The following is a 23,639-nucleotide window of genomic DNA, read 5'->3' as shown; positions in this document are numbered from 1 at the left end:
GGCGCGGACATCGCTCAGCTCTGCTGGTCGGCGCGCGACGCGCCGTTGCCGTCGAGGTTCTGGGCGACGAAGTCCCAGTTGACGACCTTTTCGAGCACGCTCTTGAGGTAGCGCGGACGCTCGTTGCGATAGTCGATGTAATAGGCGTGTTCCCACACGTCGAGCGTGAGCAGCGGGGTCATGCCGTTGGCAACCGGGGTGTCGGCGTCGTGGAGCGAGGTCACCTCGAGCTTGCCATTGTTGAGGACCAGCCAGCCCCAGCCCGAGCCGAAGTGGTTGGTGCTCTCGGTCGCCAGCTTCTCGAGCAGCGCGTCGTGGCCGCCGAAGTCGCTGTCGATCATCTCCTTGAGCTTGCCCGACGGGCTGGTCGATCCTTCGGGGGCGAGGCATTGCCAGAAGAAGCTGTGGTTCCAGATCTGGGCGCTGTTGTTGAACAGCCCCTTGTCGCCCTTGTCCTTCGCGGCCTTGATCACCTCGAGCAGCGAGGCGCCCTCGAGGCCCTTGTCGCCGAGCATCCCGTTGGCCTTGTCGATATAGGCCTTGTGATGCTTGCCGTGGTGATAGTCGAAGGTCTCGGCGCTCATGACGTCGCCGAGCGCGTCCTTGGCGAAGGGGAGATCGGGGAGCGTGAAGGGCATGGGGATTCCTCTCGGTTGAAACGTCGCGTGAACGGCCAACGCCACTAGCGCCGCCATGTTGCATCGAAAAGGCTCAGTCGGACGCGTTTTCGGTCAGCTTGTGGCGTTTCATCGCGTGGCGAAGCTGGTCGTAGCTGAGCCCGAGCGCGGTGGCGGTGGCGCGCTGGTTGAAACGATTGCGCGACAATGCGTCCTCGAGCAGCGCCTTTTCATAAGCGGCGACCGCGGCGCGGAAGTCGTCGGTCGAGGATGGGGCAACCGGGGCGGCGGCGGGCGCGGCGACCGGGGCGGCGGCGGGCTCGGGTTCGGGCGCGATGACCGAGGGGGTTGAGGACAGCGGCGACCACGGCGACTTGAACGGGTCGAACTGGATCTTCTCGACCGGGCGCTCGGGGTCCTGGTGGCGGTATACCGCGCGCTCGACCACGTTGCGCAGCTCGCGCACGTTGCCGGGCCAGGCATAGGCTTCGAGCCGCGCCATCGCTTCGGGCGCGAAGCCGGGCCAGTTGGGCCAGTCGAGCTCGACCGCCATGCGCCGGGCGAAATGTTCGGCGAGGATTGCGATGTCGCCCTCGCGGTGGCGCAGCGGGGGCAGCGTGACGACCTCGAAGCTCAGCCGGTCGAGCAGGTCGGCGCGGAAGCGACCCTGTTCGACGAGGCGGGGCAGATGCTCGTTGGTCGCGGCGACGATGCGGACGTCGACCTTGACCGGCTTGGACGCACCGATGCGGGTGATCTCGCCATATTCGACCGCGCGCAGCAGCCGGTCCTGCGCGGGCGAGGACAGCGTCGCCAGCTCGTCGAGGAACAAAGTGCCGCCGTCGGCTTCCTCGAACCGGCCGTGGCGGGTCTTCGAGGCGCCGGTGAAGCTGCCCGCCTCGTGGCCGAACAGCTCGGCCTCGATCAGGTTTTCAGGGAGCGCGGCGCAATTCATCGTCACTAGGGGGCCGGCCCAGCGACCCGACAAATGGTGGAGCCGCTCGGCGATCAGTTCCTTGCCGGTACCGCGCTCGCCGATGACGAGGACGGGGCGGTTCATCGGCGCGGCGCGGCTGGTCCGCTCGACCGCGTCGAGAAATTCGAGGCTCTGCCCGACGAACTGGTTGGCCCGTTCCATCGCCCAAGATTTGGTGGCAAATCCCACCTTGTGGCAAGATATTTCGGACCGCCGTTGGTCGAAAATTGGCCCTTTTCCCGGAAGACTATGCTTATCGACCGAATGGCATGACGATTGCAAAAGAATGGCCGTACAGGGCCTGACTTGAATACCGGAGTGATTTGATGGGCATTTTTTCCCGAACCCGCGATATCGTCGCCGCCAACATGGCCGAGTTGCTCGACCGGGCGGAAGATCCGGCGCGGATGATCCGGATGATCATTCTCGAGATGGAGGAGACGCTGGTCGAGGTGCGGGCCTCGGCGGCGCGCTCGATCGCCGACGGCAAGGAAATGCGCCGCGCGCTGGTACGGCTCGAGGACATCCAGGCAGGGTGGACCGAAAAGGCCGAGCTGGCGCTGTCGAAGGACCGCGAGGACCTTGCCAAGGCGGCGCTGGTCGAGCGGCAGAAGGCGGCCGACATGGCCGAGGGGCTGCGCGGCGAAATCGCCCAGATCGAGGAGACGCTGAAGAGCTACGAGGCGGACATCGCCAAGCTTCAGGGCAAGCTTCGCGAAGCGCGGGCACGGCAGAACGCGATCGCCAACCGGATCGAGAGCGCGGTGACTCGGGCGCGGGCGCGCGAGATCACCCATGGCGTGCGGACCGAGGAGGCGTTCTCGCGCTTCTCGCTGCTCGAGCGGCGCGCGGACCTGGCCGAGGGCCATGCCGACGCGCTCGGGCTGAGCGGGCCGAAGAGCCTCGAGGAAGAAATTGCCGAGCTGCGCGCGAGCGACAGCGTCGACGCCGAGCTGGCGGCGATGAAGGCCCGGCTGCAAGCGAAGGGGGAATAAGTGAATCCGGACGATATGATGGGTTACGCGATGGGTGCGTTGGCCATAATCACCTTGTTCCTCGGCCTGCCGTGGCTGGTCTTTCATTATGTGACCAAGTGGAAGACGGCAGCGAAGCTAACCGGTGGCGACGAGAAGCTGCTGGATGAACTGTATGACGCGGCGCGGCGTCTCGACGACCGGCTGTGTTCGATCGAGCGGATCATGACCGCGGAAAACCCCGACTGGCGCGCGTCCTGCCCGCCGCCGAGCGTCACCGGGCGTGTCGGGCTGCTCGACCATCTCGACGAGGCGCGCGACCTCAATCGCGATTTCCAGGAACTGACCCGTCGCAGCAGGGAGCGCAGCCGATGAGCACGCAGCCGCCAAGCCGGACGAAATTCTACCGCAACAAGCGTGACGGCAAGGTCATGGGCGTTTGCGCCGGGATTGCCGATTACACCGGTCTCGACGTCTCCCTGGTTCGGATCATGTTCCTCGCCGGCCTCTTTATGAGCGGCGGCAGCGTGCTTCCGCTCTACTTCATCGCCGGGTGGGTCGCGCCCGACCAGCCGCGCGAGTTCGCGATGGAAGGCCCCGACGAGCGCCGCTTCTGGCAGCAGGTGCGTGCCTCGCCGCAGCAGACCTCGCGCGACATCCGCTCGCGGCTGCGCGACATCGACCGCCGGCTGGCCGACGTCGAGCATTATGTGACGACCGAGAACCGCAGCCTCGCCAACGAGATCGACGGGCTGCGTTAGGGGGAGAAAAGCGATGAACCCGGGCGATTTCATGGCGCTGTGCGTCACCATCCTGCTGCCGACGATCGTCATCCTCTACGGGATGCGGCGCTGGTTCAGCCTTCGCGAGAAGCGGCTCGACATTGAGGCGATGCAGGTCGCCGAGAAGGCGGCGCAATATGTCTCGCACTCGAAAGACGTCGAGGCGCGGCTGGCGGTGCTCGAACGGATCGTCACCGACGGGGGCTACGAGACCGCGGCGAAGATCGACGCGCTTCGCCAGCCCAAGCGGCTAGACGCCTGATGGACGGGATGGTGATCGTGCTGCTCGCGCTGATCGTGATCGGCTTGCCGGTCGGGCTCGGCATCTGGGGCGACGTCTACAAACGGCGGCTGAAGCACCGCGAGATCGAGATGCAGCTAATGGCGTCGACCACCGCCGAGAAGGCCGCGCAATATGCCGCGTCGAATGCCGAGCTCGAGGCGCGGGTGCGGGTGCTCGAGCAGATCGTTACCGACGGCGGCTACGAAACGGCGGCAAAGATCGACGCACTGCGGCCGAAACGGCTGTCGGGTAGCGAATTGAACGGGTAAGGTGAGGCCATGGGACCCGACACGATCTGGATACTCATCCCGCTCGCCGCGATCGGAATCGCGCCGTTCAAGATGTGGATCAAGATGAAGGAGCGCCAGCTGATGGCGCAGTCCGAGATGACCGCCGAGAAGAGCGCGCAATATGCCAGCCACGTCGAGCGGCTCGAGACCCGCGTGCGGGTGCTCGAGCAGATCGTCACCGACAAGGGTTACGACACCGCCGCGCAGATCGAGGCGCTGCGCGAGCCGCGCCTGTCGCAACCGAAGGACCGAGTTGAATCATGAACCCGTTCGAGTTCGTCATCGCCATCGTCGCCATCACCACCATCGGCGGGATCATCCGCACGAAGCAGATGGCCAAGTATGGGCTTCGCCCGCGTGACGGCGGCCGCTGGGGCGGCGGGCCGCTGGGCGGCTTCCCGCCGTTCGGGATGATGGGGCGGCGATTCCGCGACGATCCCGACGATTACGAGCGCGCCGACGACAGCGCCGAGGCGCGCGCGCTGCGCGACGAGGTCAAGCAGCTCAAGGAGCGGATCCAGACGCTCGAGCGGATCACGGTCGAAAAGGAAAACAGCCTGGCGCGCGAGATCGACAGCCTGCGCGACCGTTGAAGCGCAGGCGGGGCTGCCCTAGGCGAGGGCGATGACCGCCCTGCCCGCCCTCGCCGAGATCGCCGACGACTATGAATTCCTCGATTCGGAAGAGCGCTACCGGCTGCTGATCGAGCTCGGGCGGCGGCTCGAGCCGATGCCCGATGCGCTCAAGACCGACGCGACCCGGGTGCGCGGCTGTTCGGCGAGCGTGTGGGTCTATCCGACCCCGACCGACGACGGGCGGCTCCATTTCCTCGCCGACAGCAATGCGGCGATCACCAAGGGGGTGGTCGCGCTGGTGCTGAGCGCGGTCCAGGACCGCCCCGCCGCCGAGGTCGCCGAGACCGACATCGCCGCCGCGCTGGCGCCGTTCGACCTGTCGCGCGAGCTGTCGTCGAACCGGACGCAGGGCATCCCCAACATGATCGCGCTGGTGCGCGAGACGGCGGCGCGGCTGGCCGGGGCATGAGCGACGCGTCCGACCATCCAGCGGCGATGGCGGGGACGTTCGACCCGGCGCGCTTCTTCGCACTCGCGCGGTTGGTCGGGCACGGCAAGGCGCTGGGGTTCGATTTCCTCCGCGCCGAGGAGGACTGGCTCGAGCTCGCGCTGCCGTGGCGCGAGGAACTGGTCGGTATCCCGGACGAGGGGTTCTTCGCGTCGGGCGCGATCGTCAGCCTGATGGACACCGGCTGCGGGGCGGCGGCGTGGATGAAGCTGGGGCGGTTCGTGCCGCTGGCGACGATCGACCTTCGGCTCGACTATTTCCGCCCCGCGCCGAAGGGCGAGACGCTGATCGCCCGCTGCCGGTGCGAGCGGGTGACGCGGCAGGTCGCCTTCGCGTCGGGAATCGCGCACACCGGCGATCCCGACCGGCCGGTCGCGCGGGCGAGCGGGACGTTCATCCTCAGTCCCTAGGCAAGTCAGGCCTTGAACGACTTTCGTTCCTCGGCCTTGCGCAGCACCTCGTAGGCGGCCTGCACCTGCTGGAAGCGGGTGGCGGCGTCCTCGTCGTCCTTGTTCGTATCGGGGTGATACTGCTTGGCGAGCGCGCGGTAGGCGGCGCGGACGGTGGCGAAGTCGGCGTCGGTGTCGAGGCCGAGCGCGTCGAGCGCGCGCATCTCGTCGCGGCTGCGGCTGCCGTCGCCCGGGCCTGCCCACTGGTAATGCGCCGACTTGCGGAAGGCCGAGGCGCCGGCTTCCTCGTCGGCGGCGCGGCGGGCGGCTTCCTCGGCGGTGAGGCCCGCGAAATAGTTCCAGTTCCGGTTGTACTCGGCGGCATGGGGCTCGCAGAACATCCAGCGTTCGGGGCTGTTCGGGGCCTTGGGCGCGGGGCGGTCGCCGACCTCGTCGCAGCCCTCGCGGTCGCACAGGCGAACCCGCGCGGCGGCGCGGCCCTTGGCGCCGTAGGGGCGCCAGCGGGGAAAACCCCAGTCGTCAGATCGCTGCTGCCTGGCCATGTGCGCTCAACCTAGGGGCGGGCCGCTTGCTCCGCCAGTGTCCAAAAAATGCCAGGGGACCTGTAAGCCGGGTTCTGTCCAGCGCGCGAGGCGCCTGTGCGACCATTCCTCTAGGCGGTGCGTTGCCGCGCCGCTCAAGCGACCAACCCGGGTGACGGGCCGGAACAGGCCCATGCGCCACCCCTATTCGGTCTTGCACCCGGTGGGGTTTGCCGTGCCGCCGCCGTTGCCGGAAGCGCGGTGCGCTCTTGCCGCACCCTTTCGCCCTGGCCGGCCCGAAGACCGGTGGACTGCTTTCTGTGGCACTTTCCCTGACCCGAACCGAAGCGCGGGCCGCCGGGGGTTACCCGGCACCGTCGTTCCGTGGTGCCCGGACTTTCCTCGGCAGGAGCGAACTCCCGACGCGGCCGCCCGGTCCCCTGGCGGGGGTGGCCTATACCCGATGGCGCTTTCGAAAGTCCATCAGCCGAGCGGCTGTGATGACTAGGAAACCGAAAAATGCCACCGCGATAATCGCGTGCCGGCCGAATGTATCCTCGGCCGCGAAGGACACCGAAATGGTCATGCAAACGAGGAGGAGACCGTGTTCCCAACTCTTCATCTCGGACTTCCTTCAGAGTTCATTGCGGACGCGGCAGTAGCAGCGCGAGTAGTTTCGCCCGACACTCGCCGTCAATAATACCGTCGATCAGGTCCGGCCGAAACCGCCGTTGAAACGCGATGGTGGCCTTGAGCGGGTCGGTGACTTCGTAGCCGAAGCGTTCGAGCGCCAGCAGAAACCCCGCGTCGGTCCATAGCGGGTCCATCAGGTCGCGGCTGGGGCTGGGGAGCGCGAGGCGGCGCTTGGCGAGGTCCCACCAGGGGAACAGCTCGCCGGGGTCGTCTTTCCGCGCCGGGGCGACGTCGCTGTGGCCGACGACGTTGCCGCGGCTGATGCCGTGGCGGTCCTTGATCGAGGCGACCAGCGGGATCAGCGCCGACATCTGTTCGGCGGGGAACGGGCGATAGCCGAACTCGTGGCCGGGATTGACGATCTCGATCCCGACGCTGGCCGAATTGACGTCGGTGATCCCGCGCCAGTAGCTGCGCCCCGCGTGCCACGCGCGATGCTCCTCGTCGACGAGGCGGATCACCTCGCCGTCCTCGCACACGCAATAATGCGCCGACACCTTTGCCTCCGAGCTGGTCAGCCGGTCGAGCGCGCCGGCGGCGTCGGGCATGCCGGTGTAGTGGAGCACGATCATCGAGACCGGCAGCTTGCGCTCGTCGAAATTGGGCGAGGGCCGGTCGGTAAAGTGCATGACGCGCAACAGGCGTCAGCAGCGGCGCGAGGTCAAGGGGCGTTCAGCCCCGCGCGGCGCGGCGCTCGACGAAATCGCTGCCCGCGAGGCGGTAGAGGCCGCGCCAGTCGCGGTCGGCGCGGAAGCGCTCGGTCTGGCCGATGACAGTCTCCCCCGCCCCCATCATGAACAGCCCGTCGGGGGCGAGCGCCGAGGCGATGCGGTCGAACGCGAGCCGCTTCTTGTCGGCGTTGAGGTAGAGCAGCACGTTGCGGCACAGCACGATGTCGAACTGGCCCTCGCCCGGCTGGGGCACCGCCTCGAGGATGTTGTGGACCTGGAAGCGGACCGCGCGGCGCAGCGTCTCGTGCGCGAACCAGCCGTCGGGCTTCTCGTCGAACCAGCGGATCATCTGGGTGACGCCGAGCCCGCGCTGGACCTCGAACTGGGTATAGCTGCCTTCGCGCGCGCGGCGGACGACGTTCTCGCTGACGTCGGTGCCGAGGATGTCGATCGTCCAGCCGCGCCACTTGATCGGATCGTCGGCGAACATCATCGCCAGCGAATAGGCCTCCTGCCCGGTCGAGCAGCCCGCCGACCAGATGCGCAGCCGCTTCCGGTCGCCGCGAAGCTCCGCGAGGCGCGGGAGGACCTGCGTTTGAAGCTGGTCGAACGGCGAGCGGTCGCGGAAGAAATAGGTCTCGTTGTTGAGCAGCGCCTCGACCACCTGCTGCGACAGGCCGGGCTCCTTGCCCATGACGAGGATGGTGATCAGCTCGTCGAGCGTGGCGATACCGCGCGCGCGCAGGATCTGCGCCAGCGCGGTCTCGATCCGCCAGCGGCGGCTCATTGTCAGTTGCTGTCCGGTGCGGGCCTCGAGCAGCCCGGCGAGAATCCGGCTCGAGCTGTCGCTTACTTGCACGGGGCGGCTTCCGCGACGCGCACGCCGACCAGCGCGCCGATCTGGTCGGGAGGCAGGATCGCGCTGACCAGCCCCGCCTCGGCGACCGCGCGGGGCATTCCCCACACCGCCGAGCTCTGTTCGTCCTGCGCGATCACCGCGCCGCCGCACGCGACCAGCTTCGCCGCGCCTTCGGTGCCGTCGCGGCCCATGCCGGTCAGCACGACGCCGAGCGCGCCGCTGCCGAGCACCGCGCCCGCGCTGGCGAACATCGGGTCGACCGAGGGCAGGCAGCCCGAGGCGACCTTGTGGCGTTCGAGCCGCGCGACGAGCCGGTCGCGGTAGAGTTCGACCGCGAGATGGGCGTCGCCCGGCGCGATGTGGATTCGTTCGGGAACCAGCGGCATGCCGTCCTCGGCGATCACCGCCGGGCGGTTGGCGGCGATCGCCAGCTGGCGCGCGAACACCCCCATGAACGGGGCGGGTAGGTGTTGGGTGACGAGGATCGGGACCCCGATCGACGCCGGCAGCGCGGCGAGCAGCTGGCCGAGCGCGTGGATGCCCCCGGTCGAGGCGCCGATCGCGAGCAGTTCGAGCTGGTCCTCGCTCATCGCGCGAAGCGGCGGCAGGTCGCCGCGGATCGCCGAGACGGGAAGCGCGGCCGCGACCGGGAGCGGGGCGCCGCGATCGGCATGGCCGAGCGCGTGGAGCCGTTCGAGCAGCACCTCGGAAAAGCGGCCGTTGAAGCGGCCGGTGCCGGGCTTGGGCAGCGTGTCGGTCGCGCCGAGCCGCAGCGCGGTGACGGTTTCCTCGGCGCCTTCCTCGGCAAGCGAGGAGACGATCAGCACCTTGGCGCCGCGCGCCGCCTTGAGGATCGCGGGGATCGAGACGAGCCCGCCCGCGCCGGGCATTTCGAGGTCGAGCAGGACGACGTCGACGGTGACCTGGCCGAGCGCCTCGATCGCCGCCTCGGCAGTCGCGGCGATGGCGGCGATTTCGAAGCTGTCGTCGGCCGAGATCATGCGCGACAGCACCGCCCGCGCGACCATCGAATCGTCGACGATCATCAGCCGGATCGGGCGCCTGACGGCTCCGCGGCCGGGCGACGTGGCGAGCGCGCGCGCCATCGGCGGGGCTTAAGCGACGCCGACGAGCTGGAGCTTGATGTGCAGCGTTTCGCGGTCGAACGGCTTCATGACATATTCGTCGGCTCCCGCCTCGAGCGCGGCGCGGATGTGCGCCATGTCGTTCTCCGTGGTGCAGAAGACGACCTTGGGCTGGTCGCTGTGGCCGCGCTGGCGAAGCAGCTTCAGGAACTCCATCCCGCTCATCACCGGCATGTTCCAGTCGAGCAGGACGACGTCGGGCATCGCCGCCTCGCAGCGGTCGAGCGCTTCCTTGCCGTCGCCGGCCTCGTCGACCTGGAATTCGAGCGTCTCGAGAATGTGGCGGGCGACCTTGCGGATCACCTTGCTGTCGTCGACGATGAGGCAGGTCTTCATGAAACGCATCCTGTTCAGGACCGGCCGATGGGGCCGGGCCGGTTCGATTTGACGATCGGTTCTACCAAGCAGTGGTAACCAGAGACTTAAGCCGCCGCCGCGGCGCGATCGGGGCCCGCGACGAGCGCGGCGACGTCGACCAGCAGCAGCGGCCCCTCGTCGGTTTCGACCATGCCGCGCGACACGCGCTGCCAGCCGGCGCCCATCGCGGCGCGGACCGGGGCGGGATCGCCGAGCGCGTCGACCACGTCCTCGACCGCGTCGACCAGCAGCGCGTAATGATGGCCGTCGACCTCGACCACCGCGCCTTCGAGCAGCCCGTCGCGGGCGTTGGGGGCGGGTTCGAGTTCGAGGCTGAGGCGGCAGTCGACCACGGTCAGCACCCGGCTTCGAAGCGCGCTCAGCCCGGCGATGTGCGCGGGCGCGCGGGGAACGTCGATCAGCGCTTCGAGCTCGACCACGCCCTCGACCTCGGCGGCGGGGAGCGCGACCCGGCTGCCGGCGATGGTGACGATCAGCAGCAACTGGTTCACGCCCGTCCTCCCGCGCTCTTGAGCGCCATCAGCAGGCCCGCGCGATCGTAGCGGTAAAGCCGGTCCTTGCCGTCGGCCTGGTCGGGATCGGCGGCGAGGTGGATCAGCCGCCCCTGCCCGCCCGCCGTCGGCGCTTCCGCACCGTCGGTGACGATGCCGATGTCGGCGGGACCGTCGTGAGCCTCGTCGACCACCCTGTAGCCCGCCGCCTCGATGATCGGGCGCAGCATGTTCTGGATCCACGGGTCGCCCGACGGCAGGCGGCAGACCGGCTGGACGGTGGCCGCCGGCTTCGCGCCGCCGAACGTCGCGAACAGCCAGTGGACGTCGAGCAGTTCGGCCGGCTCGCCGCCGATCAGCGTCACCCCCTCGATCGCGCCCGGGGCGGACGCGGGGATGATCTCGTGGCGAAGCGCCATCAGGTCGATCACCTCGCCGAAGGCATAGGCGATCTCGCCATGGCCGTCGCTGAGGCGGAACACGCGCAGCCGGCCCTCGTCGGGAACCTGGTCGATCCCGGCGAGCGGCAGGATCGTCTCGCCGAGCTGGATGCGGAGGCGGCCGGCGCCGTGCGTGATCGCGGCGGCGGGGACTTCCTCGATCCGTTCGACCAGCGCCAGCCGGACCGCACGGCGCGCGCCGTCGCAGCCCTTGAACAGCAGCACCGACACCTCGTCGCGGACGATCGGGGCTTCGCTGTCGTCGTGGCCGCGGGTGCGCGCCTGTTCCTCGAGCCGGATGCCGCCGACCTCGGCCAGCCCTGCCGGGTCGAACAGCAGGATCGGGCTGCCGTCGTCGGCGAGCGTGGTACCGGCGTAGAGCCCGGTCGCCATCACCGCCGGGGCGGCGGGCTTGACCACCAGCTCCTCATGGTCGTGGATCCGGTCGACGCCGAGCGCGAACACGTCACCGCCCGCGGGCTTGAGCACGATCAGCGTCCGTTCGGCATCGGTAAGGTCGCTGTCGAGGCCGAGCACGTCGGCGAGCGCGATCTCGGGCAGGCGGCGGCCGCGAATGGTGGCGATGCCGCTGCCGCCGACCGTCTCGAGCGTGACGCTCGAGCCGTTGGCGCGGACGATCTCCTCGATCGCCGAGCGCGGGATCGCGAAATGCTGGCGACCGATCGAGACGGTCAGCGCGGGGATGATGGTGAGGGTGAGCGGGACCCGAAGAGTCATGCGCGTGCCCTTGCCGACGGTCGAATCGACCTCGACCACCCCGCCGATCCGCTCGATGTTCGAGCGGACCACGTCCATCCCGACCCCGCGGCCCGAAATGGCGGTGACCGCCTCGGCGGTCGAGAGGCCGGCCTCGAAGATCAACGCGAGTTGGTCGCGGTGCGACAGCGCCTTCGCCTCCTCGCGGGTCAGCAGCTGGTTGGCGACCGCCTTGTCGACCAGCCGGGCGGGGTCGATCCCCTTCCCGTCGTCGACGATGTCGATCAATATCTGGTTGCCCGACTGGCGCGCCGAGACGGCGAGCACGCCGATCTCGCGCTTGCCCGCCTTCAGCCGGTCGGCGGGCCGTTCGATGCCATGGTCGACCGCGTTGCGGATGATGTGGGTCAGCGGATCGCGGATCATCTCGATCATCTCGCGATCGAGCTCGACGTCGCCGCCCTCTATGTCGACAAGCACCTGCTTGCCGAGTTCGCCCGACAGGTCGCGGACCATTCGCGGCAGCGCGACGAACAGATTCTCGATCCGCTGCATGCGGGTGCGGGTGATCGCGTCGCGCATTTCGGCGATGATCCCCGAGAGCCGCTCGAACGCGCCGTCGACGATCACGTCATGGTCGGATTCGCGCAGCCGGCGGGCGAGTTCGTTTCGTGCCAGCACCATGTCGCTGACCCCGCTCATCACCCGGTCGAGCAGCTCGACCGACAGGCGGATGGTGCGCGGCGCGGCGCCGTTTTTGGCGCTCGCCTCGGCAGGCGCGGCGGCGGGGCCGGTCGCGCTCGGCGCCCCGGCACCGGGCGCGAGCGCGCCGATCAGGTCGCTGTCGTCGCCCTCGGGGATGCCGTTGCCCTCGTCGATCGCGGCAATCATCTCGCCGATCCGGTCGATGATGTGGAGCACCGCGCTGACCAGCGCGCTGTCGGGCGCGCGGCGGCCGGCGCGGCAGTCGGCGAGCGCGTCCTCGGCGGCGTGGCTGAGCGCTTCGAGCCGGGGAAAGTCGAAAAAGCCGCAGTTGCCCTTCACCGTGTGGACGAAGCGGAAGATGTTATCGAGCCGCGCGCGGTCGCCCGGCGAGGCTTCCCAGGCGACGATCTCGCCGCCCAGCGCTTCGAGCATCTCCCGGCATTCGGCCACGAAATCGGCAATCAGATCGTCCACCAGCGAGGCCCCGTGCGCGGTTGCTTGTGGGCCGTCTATGCCGCGAAGATGTTAACGCGCCGTTAGCTGTGTCGCGCCGCTCGCTGTATGGGGTGGCTCAGGCGGGGAGCGTGACCCCGATCAGCAGCACTTCGTCGGCCGGATCGCTCAGCCGGATCGTGCCCCCGCCCTGCGCGGCGAGGCTGTGCGCGAGCCAGGCACCGGCGGCGCGCGGTTCGACCTCGCCCCCCGACGAGCCGGTCAGGATCGTTTCGCGCAGCTTGGGGTCGAGCAGGATCCGCGGCCCCTCGGCGCGGATCACCATTTCGAGGCTGTCGCCGCGTTCGACCCCGACGTCGAGCCGCCCGCCGCGGACCAGCGCGTCGCCCGCGATCATCGCGAGGTTGAGCAGCAGCTTGGTCGCGCCCTTCGACAGCCGGTCGCCGGCGACCATCCAGCCGAGCTCGATCCGCTTTTCGGGGCCGTAGAGCCCCTGCAGCGCCGAATGCGCCTCGCGCGTGTCGATCTCGTCGCCGAAGCCGCCGCCCGCGCCGAATGCGATGCGAAAGAATTTGAGCTTGTTCGCGCTGGCCCGCGCACTGTCGTTGAGCAGCTCGAGGCAGCGCTCGCGCATCTCGGGGTCCTGTTCGTCGGCGAGCAGCTCGATCCCGTTGTTGAGCGCGCCGACCGGCGACAGCAGATCGTGGCACAGGCGGCTGCACATCAGCCCGGCGAGGTCGATCGCGTTCATGATTGGCGGCATGGCGGCAAAACGAGGGGCGCGCAAGGCCGGGACGGGCTTGAACAGGAGCGAACCGGTCCCATATCGACCGGCGCATGGGGGAGGTTCAGACGATCGAGGTGCGCCTGGCGCCGGCCCACGCGGGCTGGCGGCTCGACCGCGCGCTGGCCGACGCGGTGCCGACCCTGTCGCGCGAACGGCTGAAGGTGCTGACCAAGGCCGGGGCGCTCGAAAGCGAGCGCGGCGCGGTGCGCGACCCGGCGATCAAGGTGCGCGGCGACGAGCGCTTCACCCTCGCGCTGCCCGCGCCCGAGCCGGCGCACAACGAGGCGCAGGACATTCCGCTGGTCGTGGTCCACGAGGACGACCATTTGCTGGTGGTCGACAAGCCCGCGGGGCTGGTCGTCCACCCCGCGGCGGGCAACCGCGACGGGACGCTGGTCAACGCGCTGCTCCACCATTGCGCGGGATCGCTGAGCGGGATCGGCGGGGTCGCGCGGCCGGGGATCGTCCACCGCATCGACAAGGACACATCGGGGCTGCTGCTGGTCGCCAAGACCGACCGCGCGCACGAGGGGCTGGCCAAGCAGTTCGCCGACCACAGCATCGAGCGGCGCTACCTCGCGATCGTCGCGGGGACGCCGACGATGGCGAGCGGGACGGTCGACGCGCCGCTGGCGCGCTCGCCCCACGACCGCAAGAAGGTGGCGATCGTCGAGGCGGCGCGCGGCAAGCGGGCGGTGACCCACTGGCGCACGCTTGAGCGGCTGCGCGAGGCAGCGCTGGTCGAATGCCGGCTCGAAACCGGGCGGACCCACCAGGTGCGGGTGCACATGGCCTCGATCGGCCACCCTTTGCTCGGCGACCCGGTCTACGGGCGCATCCGCAAGGGGCACCGAGACGTATTGAAGGAACTCGGGTTCGAGCGGCAGGCGCTCCACGCGGCGCGGCTGGGGTTCACCCACCCGATCACGAAGGACCGTCTGTCGTTCGACAGCGCCCTTCCGCCGGATATGCAGGAACTGTTCAAGCGGCTTGGTGTATAGGATTTCAAACGCTAGGGGTCGCACAGGCGGACCCCGGCAAGGGAGTGAAGCGATGGCGAATGCGAAAGGGGCAGTGTCGATCCCCGCCTCGGGCGGCGAAGCGGGGCTGAACCGCTACCTGTCCGAGATCAAGAAATTCCCGATCCTCGCGCCCGAGGAGGAGTTCATGCTCGCCAAGCGCTGGCGCGAGCAGGGCGACACCGACGCCGCCGCTCAGCTGGTCAATTCGCACCTGCGGCTCGTCGCGAAGATCGCGATGGGCTATCGCGGATACGGCCTGCCGGTCAGCGACCTGATCAGCGAGGGCAACGTCGGGCTGATGCAGGGCGTCAAGAAGTTCGAGCCCGACCGGGGCTTCCGCCTCGCCACCTATGCGATGTGGTGGATCCGCGCCTCGATCCAGGAATTCATCCTGCGCGCCTGGTCGCTGGTGAAGATGGGCACCACCGCCAACCAGAAGAAGCTGTTCTTCAACCTCCGGCGGATGAAGAACCAGATCCAGGCGTTCGACGAGGGCGACCTCAAGCCCGCCGACGTGACCAAAATCGCCACCGACCTCGGCGTCAGCGAGGAAGAGGTGGTGTCGATGAATCGCCGCATGGGCATGGGCGGCGACACCTCGCTCAATGCGCCGCTTCGGAGCAGCGAGGACGGCGAGGGCCAATGGCAGGACTTCCTCGTGTCCGAAGCGCCGTTGCAGGACGAGATCGTCGCCGACGAGGAGGAGCGGCAGGTCCGCCATGACCTGCTGACCCGCGCGATGGACAGCCTCAACGACCGCGAGAAGCATATCCTGACCGAGCGGCGGCTGATCGACGAGCCCAAGACGCTCGAGGACCTTTCGCAGGTCTACGGGGTCAGTCGCGAGCGGATCCGGCAGATCGAGGTGCGCGCGTTCGAGAAGCTGCAGGCGGCGCTGCTCAAGTCGGCGAGCGAGCAGCGGCTGCTTCCCGCCGCCTGAGCCGCGTTCGCTAGGCCAGCCCGTCGACCAGCGCGATCGGGTGCCAGTCGCCCAGGCCGTGACGGTCGGCGAAATCGTCGGGCCATGGCTCGCCGGCGTGAATTCCCGAGCGGACGAACAGCGCGTCGATCCCCTGCCCCGCCGCGCCGAGCATGTCGGTGACGAGCGAATCGCCGACCGCAAGCACCGTGTCGCGAGGCGGATCGCCGGCAAGCCCGAGCGCGTGGTGATAGATGGCATCGTGGGGCTTGCCGTACCAGGCGACGCGGCCGCCGAGCGCCTCGTAGACGTCGGCGAGGGCCCCGGCGCAGGGTTCGGCGACGCCGCCGTGGATCACCACCCGGTCGGGGTTGAGGCAGTGAAAGCGGACGCCCTGCCGCGCCCATGCCTCGAGCTGCCCGGTATAATCGGCGACCGACGGGCGGGCGTCGTCGAGCCCGGTGACGGCAAGGTCGGTGAAGCCTTTATCGGCGAAGGCCAGCCCGCGCGTCTCCAGATCGGCGCGGTCGCGGCGGGTGCCGAGCAGCCCCGGCGGGGCGGAAAGCGCGAGCAGCGCGGCGAGTCCCGCCTCGCCGCTGGTCGAGATGCCGTCCCAGCAATCGTCGGCGAGGCCGAGCCGGGCGAGCTGTGCCGCGACCACCTCGGCGGGACGCGGCGCGTTGGTGACGAGGACGATCCGCCGCCCCTCGCCGCGCCACCGCGCGAGCCGCGCGGCGGCACCGGGATAGAGGGCGTGACCGTCGTGGATCACGCCCCAGATGTCGCACAGGATGGTCGTGTAGCGGGGGTCGAGCGCGTCGAGATCGGTCATCGCCCCCGCGCCTAGCCGCTCCCCCTGCCCCCCTCAAGCTTGACGCCCGCGCGCGCAGCGGCTTGGCTTTCCGACGAGAAGAGGAGCGTCAGGTGGGCAACAGGATTACCCGGTACATATTGATCGCGCTGGTGCTGGGGCTTGTCGCCGGGCTGGCGATCAACTGGCAGGTCGACGACGGGACGCCTGCCGCGGCGGCGACGCTCAAGGCGATCGCCGACAATCTGGGCATCGTCACCGCGCTGTTCCTGCGGCTGATCAAGATGATCATCGCCCCGCTGGTGTTCGCCACGCTGGTGGCGGGGATCGCGCACATGGGCGACATCGCCGCGCTGGGGCGGGTCGGAGTGAAAAGCCTCGCCTGGTTCATCGGCGCGAGCGTCATCTCGCTTTTGCTCGGGCTGGTGCTGGTCAACCTGATCGAGCCGGGTGTCGGGGTCGGGCTGGCGCTGCCCGCCGCGGGGACGGCAAGCGGGGTTGATTCGTCGGCGTTCAACCTCAAGGACTTCATCACCCACCTCGTCCCGGCGTCGATCGTCGATTCGATGGCCAAGAACGAGATTCTGCCGATCGTCATCTTCTCGCTGTTCTTCGGCGTGGCGATCACCGCGCTGGGCGAGGCGGCGCGGCCGATCCAGCGCGCGGTCGAGGCGCTGGTCAAGGTCATGCTCCAGGTCACCGATTATGTCATGCGTGCCGCGCCGTTCGCGGTGTTCGCGGCGGTGACCGCGGCGATCGCCGAGCGCGGGCCCGAGATCCTGCTGACCTACGGCAAGTTCGTCGGCGCCTTTTTCCTCGGGCTGGTGATCCTGTGGAGCCTGTTGTTCGCGGCTGCTTTCCTGCTCACCGGGCGGCGGGCGTTCGACCTGTTCCGCTATATTCGCGACCCCGCGGTGCTCGCCTTCTCGACCGCGTCGAGCGAGGCGGCCTTCCCGCGCACGCTCGAAGCGCTCGAGCGGTTCGGGGTGCCGCCGCGGATCGCGAGCTTCGTCCTGCCGCTCGGCTATTCGTTCAACCTCGACGGGTCGATGATGTACATGACCTTCGCGTCGATCTTCATCGCGCAGGCCTATGGCATCGACCTTACCCTGACGCAGGAAATCACGATGCTGCTGGTGCTGATGATCACCAGCAAGGGCATGGCGGGCGTGCCGCGCGCGAGCCTGGTGGTGATCGCCGCGACGCTCAACCAGTTCCACATTCCCGAGGCGGGGCTGCTGCTGGTGCTGGCGGTCGACCACTTCCTCGACATGGGGCGAAGCGCGACCAACGTCATCGGCAACGCGGTCGCGTCGGTCGCCGTGGCGAAGTGGGAAACCGGGCTCGGCGAGGAACGCAGTCCCGACATCGACCCGGTGCCCGCGCCTAGCCACACCCCGCCGCCGCCGATCGACGCCTGACCGTCAGGCCGGGCGCGTGACATTGTTTAGAACGGAAGACGGGCGCCGCGACCCATCGGTCACGGCGCCCGCCTCGTTTCCAGGGGAAAGACTTACTCGGCGTCGTCGTCGGGCGACGGGCCGACCATCAGCGCCTCGCCGACTTCTTCGGTGCGGCCGCGGATGGCGTTTTCGATCCGGGTCGCCATCTCGGGATTTTCGCGGAGGAAAGTCTTCGCATTTTCGCGGCCCTGCCCGATGCGGGTCGAGTCGTAGCTGAACCACGCCCCCGACTTGTCGATCAGCCCGGCCTTGACCCCGAGATCGAGCACCTCGCCCATCTTGCTGACGCCCTCGCCATACATGATGTCGAATTCGACCTGCTTGAACGGCGGCGCGACCTTGTTCTTGACGACCTTCACCCGGGTGGTGTTGCCGACGATATCGTCGCGGTCCTTGATCTGCCCGGTGCGGCGGATGTCGAGCCGGACCGAGGCGTAGAACTTCAGCGCGTTACCGCCGGTGGTGGTTTCCGGATTGCCGTACATCACCCCGATCTTCATCCGCACCTGGTTGATGAAGATGACCGTGCACTTCGAACGGTTGATCGAGCCGGTCAGCTTGCGCAGCGCCTGGCTCATCAGCCGCGCCTGGAGGCCGACGTGGCTGTCGCCCATCTCGCCCTCGATCTCGGCGCGCGGCACCAGCGCGGCGACCGAATCGACCACCAGCACGTCGATCGCGTTCGAGCGGACCAGCGTGTCGACGATCTCGAGCGCCTGCTCGCCGGTGTCGGGCTGCGACACGATCAGCTCGTCGATGTCGACCCCGAGCTTCTTGGCGTAGACCGGGTCGAGCGCGTGCTCGGCATCGACGAAGGCGGCGGTGCCGCCGTCCTTCTGCGCCTCGGCGATCGCATGGAGCGCGAGCGTCGTCTTGCCCGAGCTTTCGGGCCCGTAGATCTCGATCACCCGGCCGCGCGGAAGCCCGCCGACGCCGAGCGCGATGTCGAGCCCGAGGCTGCCGGTCGAAATCGTCTCGATCTCGATCTTCTCGCGGCTGCCAAGCTTCATCGCCGAGCCCTTGCCGAACGCGCGGTCGATCTGCGCGAGCGCGGCTTCCAATGCTTTCTGACGATCCGAGTTCACGCTGTCCCCACCCGCTTTTACAACCTTGAGCTGCGCTGCCATGTCATCGGTCCTTTCGTCAATCGCGGGCCGAGTTCCCGTGGATGATGACGACGATGTACATGGTTCGTTCCACAAGAACAAGAGTGGAACGAAATATTGTCAGGCGGCGCCCGTGCCTTCGAGCGCGGCCTCGATCGCGGGGGACACGCGGTCGACCGTGTAGGGCTTGTCGATCAGCGGCACGGCGGCGAATTCGGCCGGGGGCGGCTCGACATGGCCGCCGCTGGCGAGCACGAACGGGATGTCCTTGTCGCGCAACGCCGAGGCGACCGGCCACACGCTGCGGCCCTTGAGGTTGACGTCGAGGATGGCGACGTCGAACCCGCCCGCGGCGACCGCGCCGAGCCCCTCGTCGACCGTCTCGCACACGCCCGCGACCTTGTGCCCGAGCGAATCGAGGAAATCCTCGAGCATCATTGCGATGAGCGGCTCGTCCTCGACGATCAGGATGGTACGACTGGTCACCCGGCGAGGCATAGCAGCGCCGTTCACCAAGAAAAGCCTAATTTGCGGGCGCGCCCTCGGTCAGCGCCTTGCGCACCGCCTCGGCGAGTTCCTGGACCGCGAACGGCTTGGGCAGGAAGGCGACCTTCTCGAGGTCGATCGACTTGCGCAACTGTTCCTCGGCATAGCCCGACATGAACAGGATCGGCAGGTCGGGCCAGGTCTTGCGCGCCTCGCGAACCATCGTCGGGCCGTCCATCAACGGCATCACCACGTCGCTGATCAAGAGGTTGATCGGCGTGTCGCTGCTTTCCAGCACCTCGAGCGCTTCCTCGCCGTTGGTCGCGGTCAGCACCTTGTAGCCGTGGCGGACGAGCGCGCGCTCGGCGACGGTGCGGACCATCGGCTCGTCCTCGACCAGCAGGATGGTGCCGGTACCCCACAATTCCTTGTCGTCGGCGGGTTCCTTGCGGCGGCCAGCGGCGGCGGCCTCCTGCTCGTCGACGCGGTGGACCGGCAGGTAGATGGTGAAGCGGGTCCCCTGCCCCACCTGGCTGTCGGCGAAGATGAAACCGCCCGACTGCTTGACGATGCCGTAGACGGTCGACAGCCCGAGCCCGGTGCCCTTGCCGACCTCCTTGGTGGTGAAGAAGGGTTCGAACACCTTGCCAAGCACGTTGGCGGGGATGCCGGAGCCGGTGTCGCTGATCGACAGCGCCGAGTAATCGTCGACGGGCAGGATGTCCGAACCAAGGTCGGCGACCTGGTCGGCGCGGACCGCATAGGTATGGATGGTGAGCACCCCGCCGCCCTTGCCCGCCATCGCGTCGCGCGCGTTGACCGCAAGATTGACGATGACCTGTTCGAGCTGCCCCGGGTCGGCGCGGACCGCCCCGACGCCGCGGCCGTGCTTGACCACCAGCTGCACCGTCTCGCCGAGCAACCGCTTCAGGAGGTGCGACACCTCGCTGACCACGTCGGGCAGCTGGAGCAGCTGCGGGCGGAGCGTCTGCTGGCGCGAAAAGGCAAGCAGCTGGCGGGTCAGCCCGGCGGCGCGGTTCGAGTTCGACTTGATCTGCTGGATATCGTCATAGTCGCTGTCGCCTGGGGTATGGCGCATCAGCATCAGGTCGCAGTGGCCGATGATCGCGGTCAGGATGTTGTTGAAGTCGTGCGCGACGCCCCCGGCGAGCTGGCCGACCGCCTGCATCTTGGTCGCCTGGGCGACCTGCCGCTTGAGCTTGGCTTCCTCGCTATTGTCCTTGAGCAGCAGGAGCACGACCGCCTCGCCGAGTCCGCGCAGCCCCGCCACGGTCATCGCCACCGGCTCGCCCGGCTGGTGGTTGAGGCGGACCGGCAAGTCGCCCGACATCGCCGGGCCGCGCGCGTTGCGGCGCACCGCGTCGGCGACCGCGGCCTTGTCGTCCTTGACCACCAGGTCGCCCGGATAGGAGGGCATCGCCTCGCCCGCGATCCCCCCGGCGGCGCGGAACGACTTGTTCATCGTCAGGAAGCGCCCGTCGCGGTCGATCAGCGCCAGCCCGATCGGAAGGACGTCGAGCAGCGCCTGCACGTTGCCCGATTCGCCGCCGCCCGATGGCGCGCCCTGGTCGAACATCAGCAGGGTCGCGATCCCGCTCTCGTCGGCGACGTCGACCGGCACCCGGATCGCGCGCAGCGGGCGCGCGCCCTCGCCCTCGGCGAGTAGCTGGACCAGCCCGTCCTCGCCCATCGACAAGAGGTCGGACAGATAGATCGGCGCCTCGCCCGGGCTCGCCGCGGGCGCGGCGCGGGCGGCGAACGACTCGTTCGCGGCGATCAGCCGGCCGGTGCCGTCGACCAGCGCGGCGAGTACGCCGGCCGCCGCCAGCCGCTCGCCGGTCAGCCCGGCGATCCGTTTCGCGGCGACCGCCTCGAGATCGGGCGCGGGGGTCGCGAACCGCCACAACAGGTGATCGCCGGCGGCGCCAACCCGTGCGACCGAGACCGACTCGGCGCTGTTGCCCGTCCCGCTCGACGCGCGGCCGTCGCGCAGGGCTCTCGCGCGAAGTTCGCTCGCGGCGGCCGGATCGAGCGGGCGGTCGGCGCGCGCGCGATAGGCGGCGTTGGCGGCCACCATCCGCCCCTCGACGTCGGTGACCATCGCCGCCTCGCCGGCAAGGTCGAGCGCATTGGCGACCAGCGCGACGTCGGGCACTGGGCGAAGCTCGACCAGCGGGACGCGCCGCGCGCGCCGTTCGATGACGAAGGCGGCGACCAGCATCGCCACGAAGCCGGTGAAGAACAGCCCGGCGAACAGCGGTTCGCCGAACAGGCTGAACAGGACCGCCCCGCTCGCCGCCGCCGCCGCGATCAGCAGCGGCACCAGCCATTTCAGGCCGCCGTCAAGCGGCTCCGCGTCGAGCGAGGCGAGGTCCTGGTGAAGCACCCCTTACCAGATACGCACCCGGTCGGCGGGCGCAAGGTAGAGCTTCTGCCCCCGCTGCGGCGAAAAGGCCGAATACCAGGGGTCCATGTTGCGGACGATGTCGGCGCGAAACTCGCTCGGGCTGTGCGGATCGGTCAGCAGCCGCTGCATCAGGTTCGCCTCGCGATAGTTGCGCCGCCACACCTGCGCCCAGCCGAGGTAGAAGCGCTGGTCGCCGGTCGTCCCGTCGATCACCGGCGGTGTCGCCCCATTCAGCGAGGCGATGTAGGCATCGTGCGCGACGGTCAGGCCGGCGAGGTCGGCGACGTTCTCGCCCATCGTCAGCTTGCCCTGGACGTGCTTGCCGGGAAGCGGCTCGTAGGCGTCATATTGCGCGCCGAGCTTGTCGAGCCGCGCCTGGAAGGCGGCGGTGTCGGCGTCGGTCCACCATTTCGCGAGCCGCCCGGTCTTGTCGTACTTGGCGCCCTGGTCGTCGAAGTGATGGCTCATCTCGTGCCCGATCACCGCGCCGATCCCGCCATAGTTGACCGCCGGGTCGGCGTTCGGATCGAAGAACGGCGGCTGGAGGATCGCGGCCGGGAAGACGATCTCGACCATGCCGGGGTTGGCGTAGGCGTTGATGGTCATCGGGGTCATGCCCCATTCCCAGCGCTGCATCGGCATGCCGAGGTGACCGACGTTGTAGTTATGCGCCCATTCGTTGGCGCGCATCTCGTTGCCGAGCGCGTCGCCCTTGACGATCTGCAGCGCCGAATAGTCGCGCCAGCGGTCGGGATAGCCGATCTTGGGGGTGAAGGCGGCGAGCTTGGCGTGCGCCTCGACCTTGGTCTGCGGGCTCATCCAGTCGAGCTTGTCGATCCGCCGGTTCATCGCCGCGATGATGTTCTTGACCAGCTGGTCCGCCGCCGCCTTGGTTTCGGGCGGGAAATAGCGCTGGACGTAGATCTTGCTGACGTCGTCGGACAGCGCCCCGGTGGTGAAGTCGACCGCGCGCTTCCAGCGGACCTGCTGTTCGGGGGTGCCCGACAGGACGGTGCCGTAGAAGTGGAAATTCTCCTGGTCGAACGCGCTCGGCAGAACGTCGGCATAGGCGTCGAGCGAGCGGACCATCAGCTGGTCCTTGAGCACGCCGAGCGGCGCCGCGCCGACGATCCGCGCGATCGCGGCGACCGCGGTCGGCTGCGACACGATCAGGCTGGTCGCGGGCGTGCCGATGCCTCGGAAATAGCTGGCGAAGTCGAAGCCCTTCGCACTCCGCGTCAGGTCGGCGAGCGCCATTTTGTTGTAGGTCTTGTCGGTGTCGCGGTTCTGGATGCGGGTCCACGACACTTTCGCGATCTGGGTTTCGAGCGCGAGGATCGCGCGCGCCCGCGCCGCCCCGTCGGGCTGCCCGGCCAGCGCCATCATCTTCGCGATATGGTCGACATAGGCATTGCGCGCCTCGACCATCTTCGGATCGTTCGAAAGATAATAGTCGCGGTCGGGGAGCCCGAGCCCGGCCTGACCGAGCGAGAGCGAATATTGTTCGGGCTCCTTGTCGTCCTGCCCGACGCCCGCGCCGAACGGAACGCCGACGCCCATCCGGGTCGCGCGGGCGTAGAGGTCGGCGAGCCCGGCCTTCGAGTTCAGCCCGCCGATGCTGTCGAGCCAGGGCTTCATCGGCGCCAGCCCCTTGGCCTCGATCGTCGCGGTGTCGAGGAACGTCGTGTAGGCGGTCCCGATCTTGCTGTTGGGGTCCTTCGCGGCCTCGTCGAGGATATCGTGAGTGCGCTGCTTCGACAGGTCGTCGAGCACGTTGAACGCGCCATAGTTCGACTTGTCGGCGGGGATCGGGGTGTTCTTCGCCCAGGTGCCGTTGGCGTAATTGTAGAAGTCGTTGCCGGGCAGGATCGAGCGATCCATCCCCGCCGCGTCGAACCCGTAATCGCCGATCTGCGCGTGCGGCTGCGGCGCAGCGACTACGGGGGCGACCACGGGGGCGACCGGCGGTGCTGCCTCGGCCATCGCCGGCATCGGCGGGGCCTGGGTCGCGCACGCGCTGAGCGCGGTCGTCGCCGCGAGCAGGCTCATCCACTTGGTCATTTCATTCTCCCTGAATCGACGGTCATATGTTCGAAAAATCGCCGGAGCGTGGCGTGCGCGTCGCCCTC

General features: G+C 68.7%; 27 protein-coding genes and 1 other RNA gene. 12 read left to right on the top strand and 16 right to left on the bottom strand.

Annotated elements, in window-relative coordinates:
- Nucleotides 1-14 precede the first annotated feature (14 nt).
- Both ABDK56_RS01465 and pspF read right to left on the bottom strand, forming a co-directional pair.
- Nucleotides 15-638, bottom strand: a complete 624-nt coding sequence (locus tag ABDK56_RS01465; protein ID WP_349806293.1) for a superoxide dismutase — start codon at nt 636-638, stop codon at nt 15-17.
- 73 nt (nt 639-711) lie between these two features.
- The gene (pspF, locus tag ABDK56_RS01460; protein WP_349806292.1) at nt 712-1,755 is read right to left on the bottom strand and encodes a phage shock protein operon transcriptional activator; all 1,044 of its coding nucleotides are present in this window, start codon (nt 1,753-1,755) and stop codon (nt 712-714) included.
- Between the two features lie 164 nt (nt 1,756-1,919).
- Here pspF and pspA point away from each other — a divergent pair, with 164 nt between their 5' ends.
- The 9 genes from pspA to ABDK56_RS01415 are packed head-to-tail and all read left to right on the top strand — an operon-like array spanning nt 1,920 to nt 5,415.
- Complete coding sequence (gene pspA, locus ABDK56_RS01455; RefSeq protein WP_349806291.1) at nt 1,920-2,588, top strand: phage shock protein PspA; 669 nt, start codon at nt 1,920-1,922, stop codon at nt 2,586-2,588.
- 15 nt (nt 2,589-2,603) lie between these two features.
- On the top strand, nt 2,604-2,942 hold the full coding sequence (gene pspB / locus ABDK56_RS01450) for an envelope stress response membrane protein PspB (protein ID WP_349806801.1): 339 nt from the start codon (nt 2,604-2,606) through the stop codon (nt 2,940-2,942).
- Entirely contained in the window at nt 2,939-3,328 is a 390-nt protein-coding gene (gene pspC / locus ABDK56_RS01445) for an envelope stress response membrane protein PspC (RefSeq protein ID WP_349806290.1), read from the top strand. The genes pspB and pspC overlap by 4 nt, the downstream gene beginning before the upstream one ends.
- Nucleotides 3,329-3,341: 13 nt before the next feature.
- Nucleotides 3,342-3,611: a hypothetical protein gene (locus ABDK56_RS01440; RefSeq protein ID WP_349806289.1), complete on the top strand. Its 270-nt coding sequence runs from the start codon at nt 3,342-3,344 to the stop codon at nt 3,609-3,611.
- Nucleotides 3,611-3,901, top strand: coding sequence for a hypothetical protein (locus ABDK56_RS01435; RefSeq protein WP_349806288.1), 291 nt, complete (start codon nt 3,611-3,613; stop codon nt 3,899-3,901). The genes ABDK56_RS01440 and ABDK56_RS01435 overlap by 1 nt, the downstream gene beginning before the upstream one ends.
- Before the next feature lie 9 nt (nt 3,902-3,910).
- Nucleotides 3,911-4,186 (top strand): hypothetical protein, encoded by a 276-nt coding sequence (locus tag ABDK56_RS01430; protein WP_349806287.1) that lies wholly within the window; start codon nt 3,911-3,913, stop codon nt 4,184-4,186.
- Nucleotides 4,183-4,515, top strand: a complete 333-nt coding sequence (locus tag ABDK56_RS01425; protein ID WP_349806286.1) for a hypothetical protein — start codon at nt 4,183-4,185, stop codon at nt 4,513-4,515. Before ABDK56_RS01430 ends, ABDK56_RS01425 begins: the two co-directional genes overlap by 4 nt.
- A 31-nt stretch (nt 4,516-4,546) precedes the next feature.
- Entirely contained in the window at nt 4,547-4,966 is a 420-nt protein-coding gene (locus tag ABDK56_RS01420) for a SufE family protein (protein WP_502959243.1), read from the top strand.
- Complete coding sequence (locus tag ABDK56_RS01415; RefSeq protein ID WP_349806285.1) at nt 4,963-5,415, top strand: PaaI family thioesterase; 453 nt, start codon at nt 4,963-4,965, stop codon at nt 5,413-5,415. The genes ABDK56_RS01420 and ABDK56_RS01415 overlap by 4 nt, the downstream gene beginning before the upstream one ends.
- Before the next feature lie 5 nt (nt 5,416-5,420).
- On the opposite strand, the gene ABDK56_RS01410 is transcribed toward ABDK56_RS01415, so the two are convergent.
- The 9 genes from ABDK56_RS01410 to ABDK56_RS01370 all read right to left on the bottom strand — a co-directional run bounded on the left by ABDK56_RS01410 (nt 5,421) and on the right by ABDK56_RS01370 (nt 13,239).
- Entirely contained in the window at nt 5,421-5,957 is a 537-nt protein-coding gene (locus tag ABDK56_RS01410) for a J domain-containing protein (protein ID WP_349806284.1), read from the bottom strand.
- A gap of 47 nt (nt 5,958-6,004) precedes the next feature.
- Nucleotides 6,005-6,380, bottom strand: an RNA gene (gene rnpB / locus ABDK56_RS01405) — RNase P RNA component class A.
- Nucleotides 6,381-6,577: 197 nt separating this feature from the next.
- Complete coding sequence (locus ABDK56_RS01400; RefSeq protein ID WP_349806283.1) at nt 6,578-7,258, bottom strand: N-acetylmuramoyl-L-alanine amidase; 681 nt, start codon at nt 7,256-7,258, stop codon at nt 6,578-6,580.
- Nucleotides 7,259-7,301: 43 nt separating this feature from the next.
- Complete coding sequence (locus ABDK56_RS01395) at nt 7,302-8,159, bottom strand: CheR family methyltransferase (protein ID WP_349806282.1); 858 nt, start codon at nt 8,157-8,159, stop codon at nt 7,302-7,304.
- Nucleotides 8,150-9,265: a chemotaxis-specific protein-glutamate methyltransferase CheB gene (gene cheB / locus ABDK56_RS01390; RefSeq protein ID WP_349806281.1), complete on the bottom strand. Its 1,116-nt coding sequence runs from the start codon at nt 9,263-9,265 to the stop codon at nt 8,150-8,152. Before cheB ends, ABDK56_RS01395 begins: the two co-directional genes overlap by 10 nt.
- Before the next feature lie 9 nt (nt 9,266-9,274).
- Nucleotides 9,275-9,640 (bottom strand): response regulator, encoded by a 366-nt coding sequence (locus tag ABDK56_RS01385; protein WP_349806280.1) that lies wholly within the window; start codon nt 9,638-9,640, stop codon nt 9,275-9,277.
- A gap of 86 nt (nt 9,641-9,726) precedes the next feature.
- Complete coding sequence (locus ABDK56_RS01380) at nt 9,727-10,173, bottom strand: chemotaxis protein CheW (RefSeq protein ID WP_349806279.1); 447 nt, start codon at nt 10,171-10,173, stop codon at nt 9,727-9,729.
- Nucleotides 10,170-12,509 (bottom strand): chemotaxis protein CheA, encoded by a 2,340-nt coding sequence (locus ABDK56_RS01375; protein WP_349806278.1) that lies wholly within the window; start codon nt 12,507-12,509, stop codon nt 10,170-10,172. Before ABDK56_RS01375 ends, ABDK56_RS01380 begins: the two co-directional genes overlap by 4 nt.
- Nucleotides 12,510-12,606: 97 nt before the next feature.
- Nucleotides 12,607-13,239, bottom strand: coding sequence for a histidine phosphotransferase family protein (locus tag ABDK56_RS01370; protein WP_349806277.1), 633 nt, complete (start codon nt 13,237-13,239; stop codon nt 12,607-12,609).
- A gap of 86 nt (nt 13,240-13,325) precedes the next feature.
- Here ABDK56_RS01370 and ABDK56_RS01365 point away from each other — a divergent pair, with 86 nt between their 5' ends.
- Both ABDK56_RS01365 and rpoH read left to right on the top strand, forming a co-directional pair.
- Nucleotides 13,326-14,276 (top strand): RluA family pseudouridine synthase, encoded by a 951-nt coding sequence (locus ABDK56_RS01365; RefSeq protein ID WP_349806276.1) that lies wholly within the window; start codon nt 13,326-13,328, stop codon nt 14,274-14,276.
- A 52-nt stretch (nt 14,277-14,328) separates the two neighbouring features.
- Complete coding sequence (rpoH, locus tag ABDK56_RS01360; protein ID WP_349806275.1) at nt 14,329-15,237, top strand: RNA polymerase sigma factor RpoH; 909 nt, start codon at nt 14,329-14,331, stop codon at nt 15,235-15,237.
- Between the two features lie 10 nt (nt 15,238-15,247).
- On the opposite strand, the gene ABDK56_RS01355 is transcribed toward rpoH, so the two are convergent.
- Nucleotides 15,248-16,048, bottom strand: coding sequence for a TIGR01459 family HAD-type hydrolase (locus ABDK56_RS01355; protein WP_349806274.1), 801 nt, complete (start codon nt 16,046-16,048; stop codon nt 15,248-15,250).
- Between the two features lie 92 nt (nt 16,049-16,140).
- Here ABDK56_RS01355 and ABDK56_RS01350 point away from each other — a divergent pair, with 92 nt between their 5' ends.
- Nucleotides 16,141-17,448 (top strand): dicarboxylate/amino acid:cation symporter, encoded by a 1,308-nt coding sequence (locus tag ABDK56_RS01350; RefSeq protein ID WP_349806273.1) that lies wholly within the window; start codon nt 16,141-16,143, stop codon nt 17,446-17,448.
- Between the two features lie 92 nt (nt 17,449-17,540).
- On the opposite strand, the gene recA is transcribed toward ABDK56_RS01350, so the two are convergent.
- The 4 genes from recA to ABDK56_RS01330 all read right to left on the bottom strand — a co-directional run bounded on the left by recA (nt 17,541) and on the right by ABDK56_RS01330 (nt 23,571).
- Entirely contained in the window at nt 17,541-18,617 is a 1,077-nt protein-coding gene (gene recA, locus ABDK56_RS01345; RefSeq protein WP_349806272.1) for a recombinase RecA, read from the bottom strand.
- A gap of 99 nt (nt 18,618-18,716) precedes the next feature.
- Nucleotides 18,717-19,082, bottom strand: a complete 366-nt coding sequence (locus ABDK56_RS01340) for a response regulator (protein WP_349806271.1) — start codon at nt 19,080-19,082, stop codon at nt 18,717-18,719.
- Between the two features lie 37 nt (nt 19,083-19,119).
- A complete protein-coding gene (locus tag ABDK56_RS01335) occupies nt 19,120-21,489 on the bottom strand; it encodes a hybrid sensor histidine kinase/response regulator (RefSeq protein WP_502959242.1) in 2,370 nt (789 codons plus the stop codon).
- 3 nt (nt 21,490-21,492) lie between these two features.
- A complete protein-coding gene (locus ABDK56_RS01330) occupies nt 21,493-23,571 on the bottom strand; it encodes a M13 family metallopeptidase (RefSeq protein WP_349806270.1) in 2,079 nt (692 codons plus the stop codon).
- Nucleotides 23,572-23,639 lie beyond the last annotated feature (68 nt).

Source organism: Sphingomonas sp. ASV193 (genome assembly GCF_040203355.1).
Lineage (GTDB): Bacteria > Pseudomonadota > Alphaproteobacteria > Sphingomonadales > Sphingomonadaceae > Sphingomicrobium.
The sequence above is the reverse complement of the archived record's forward strand: the minus strand, read 5'-3'. Positions and strand labels throughout refer to the sequence as shown.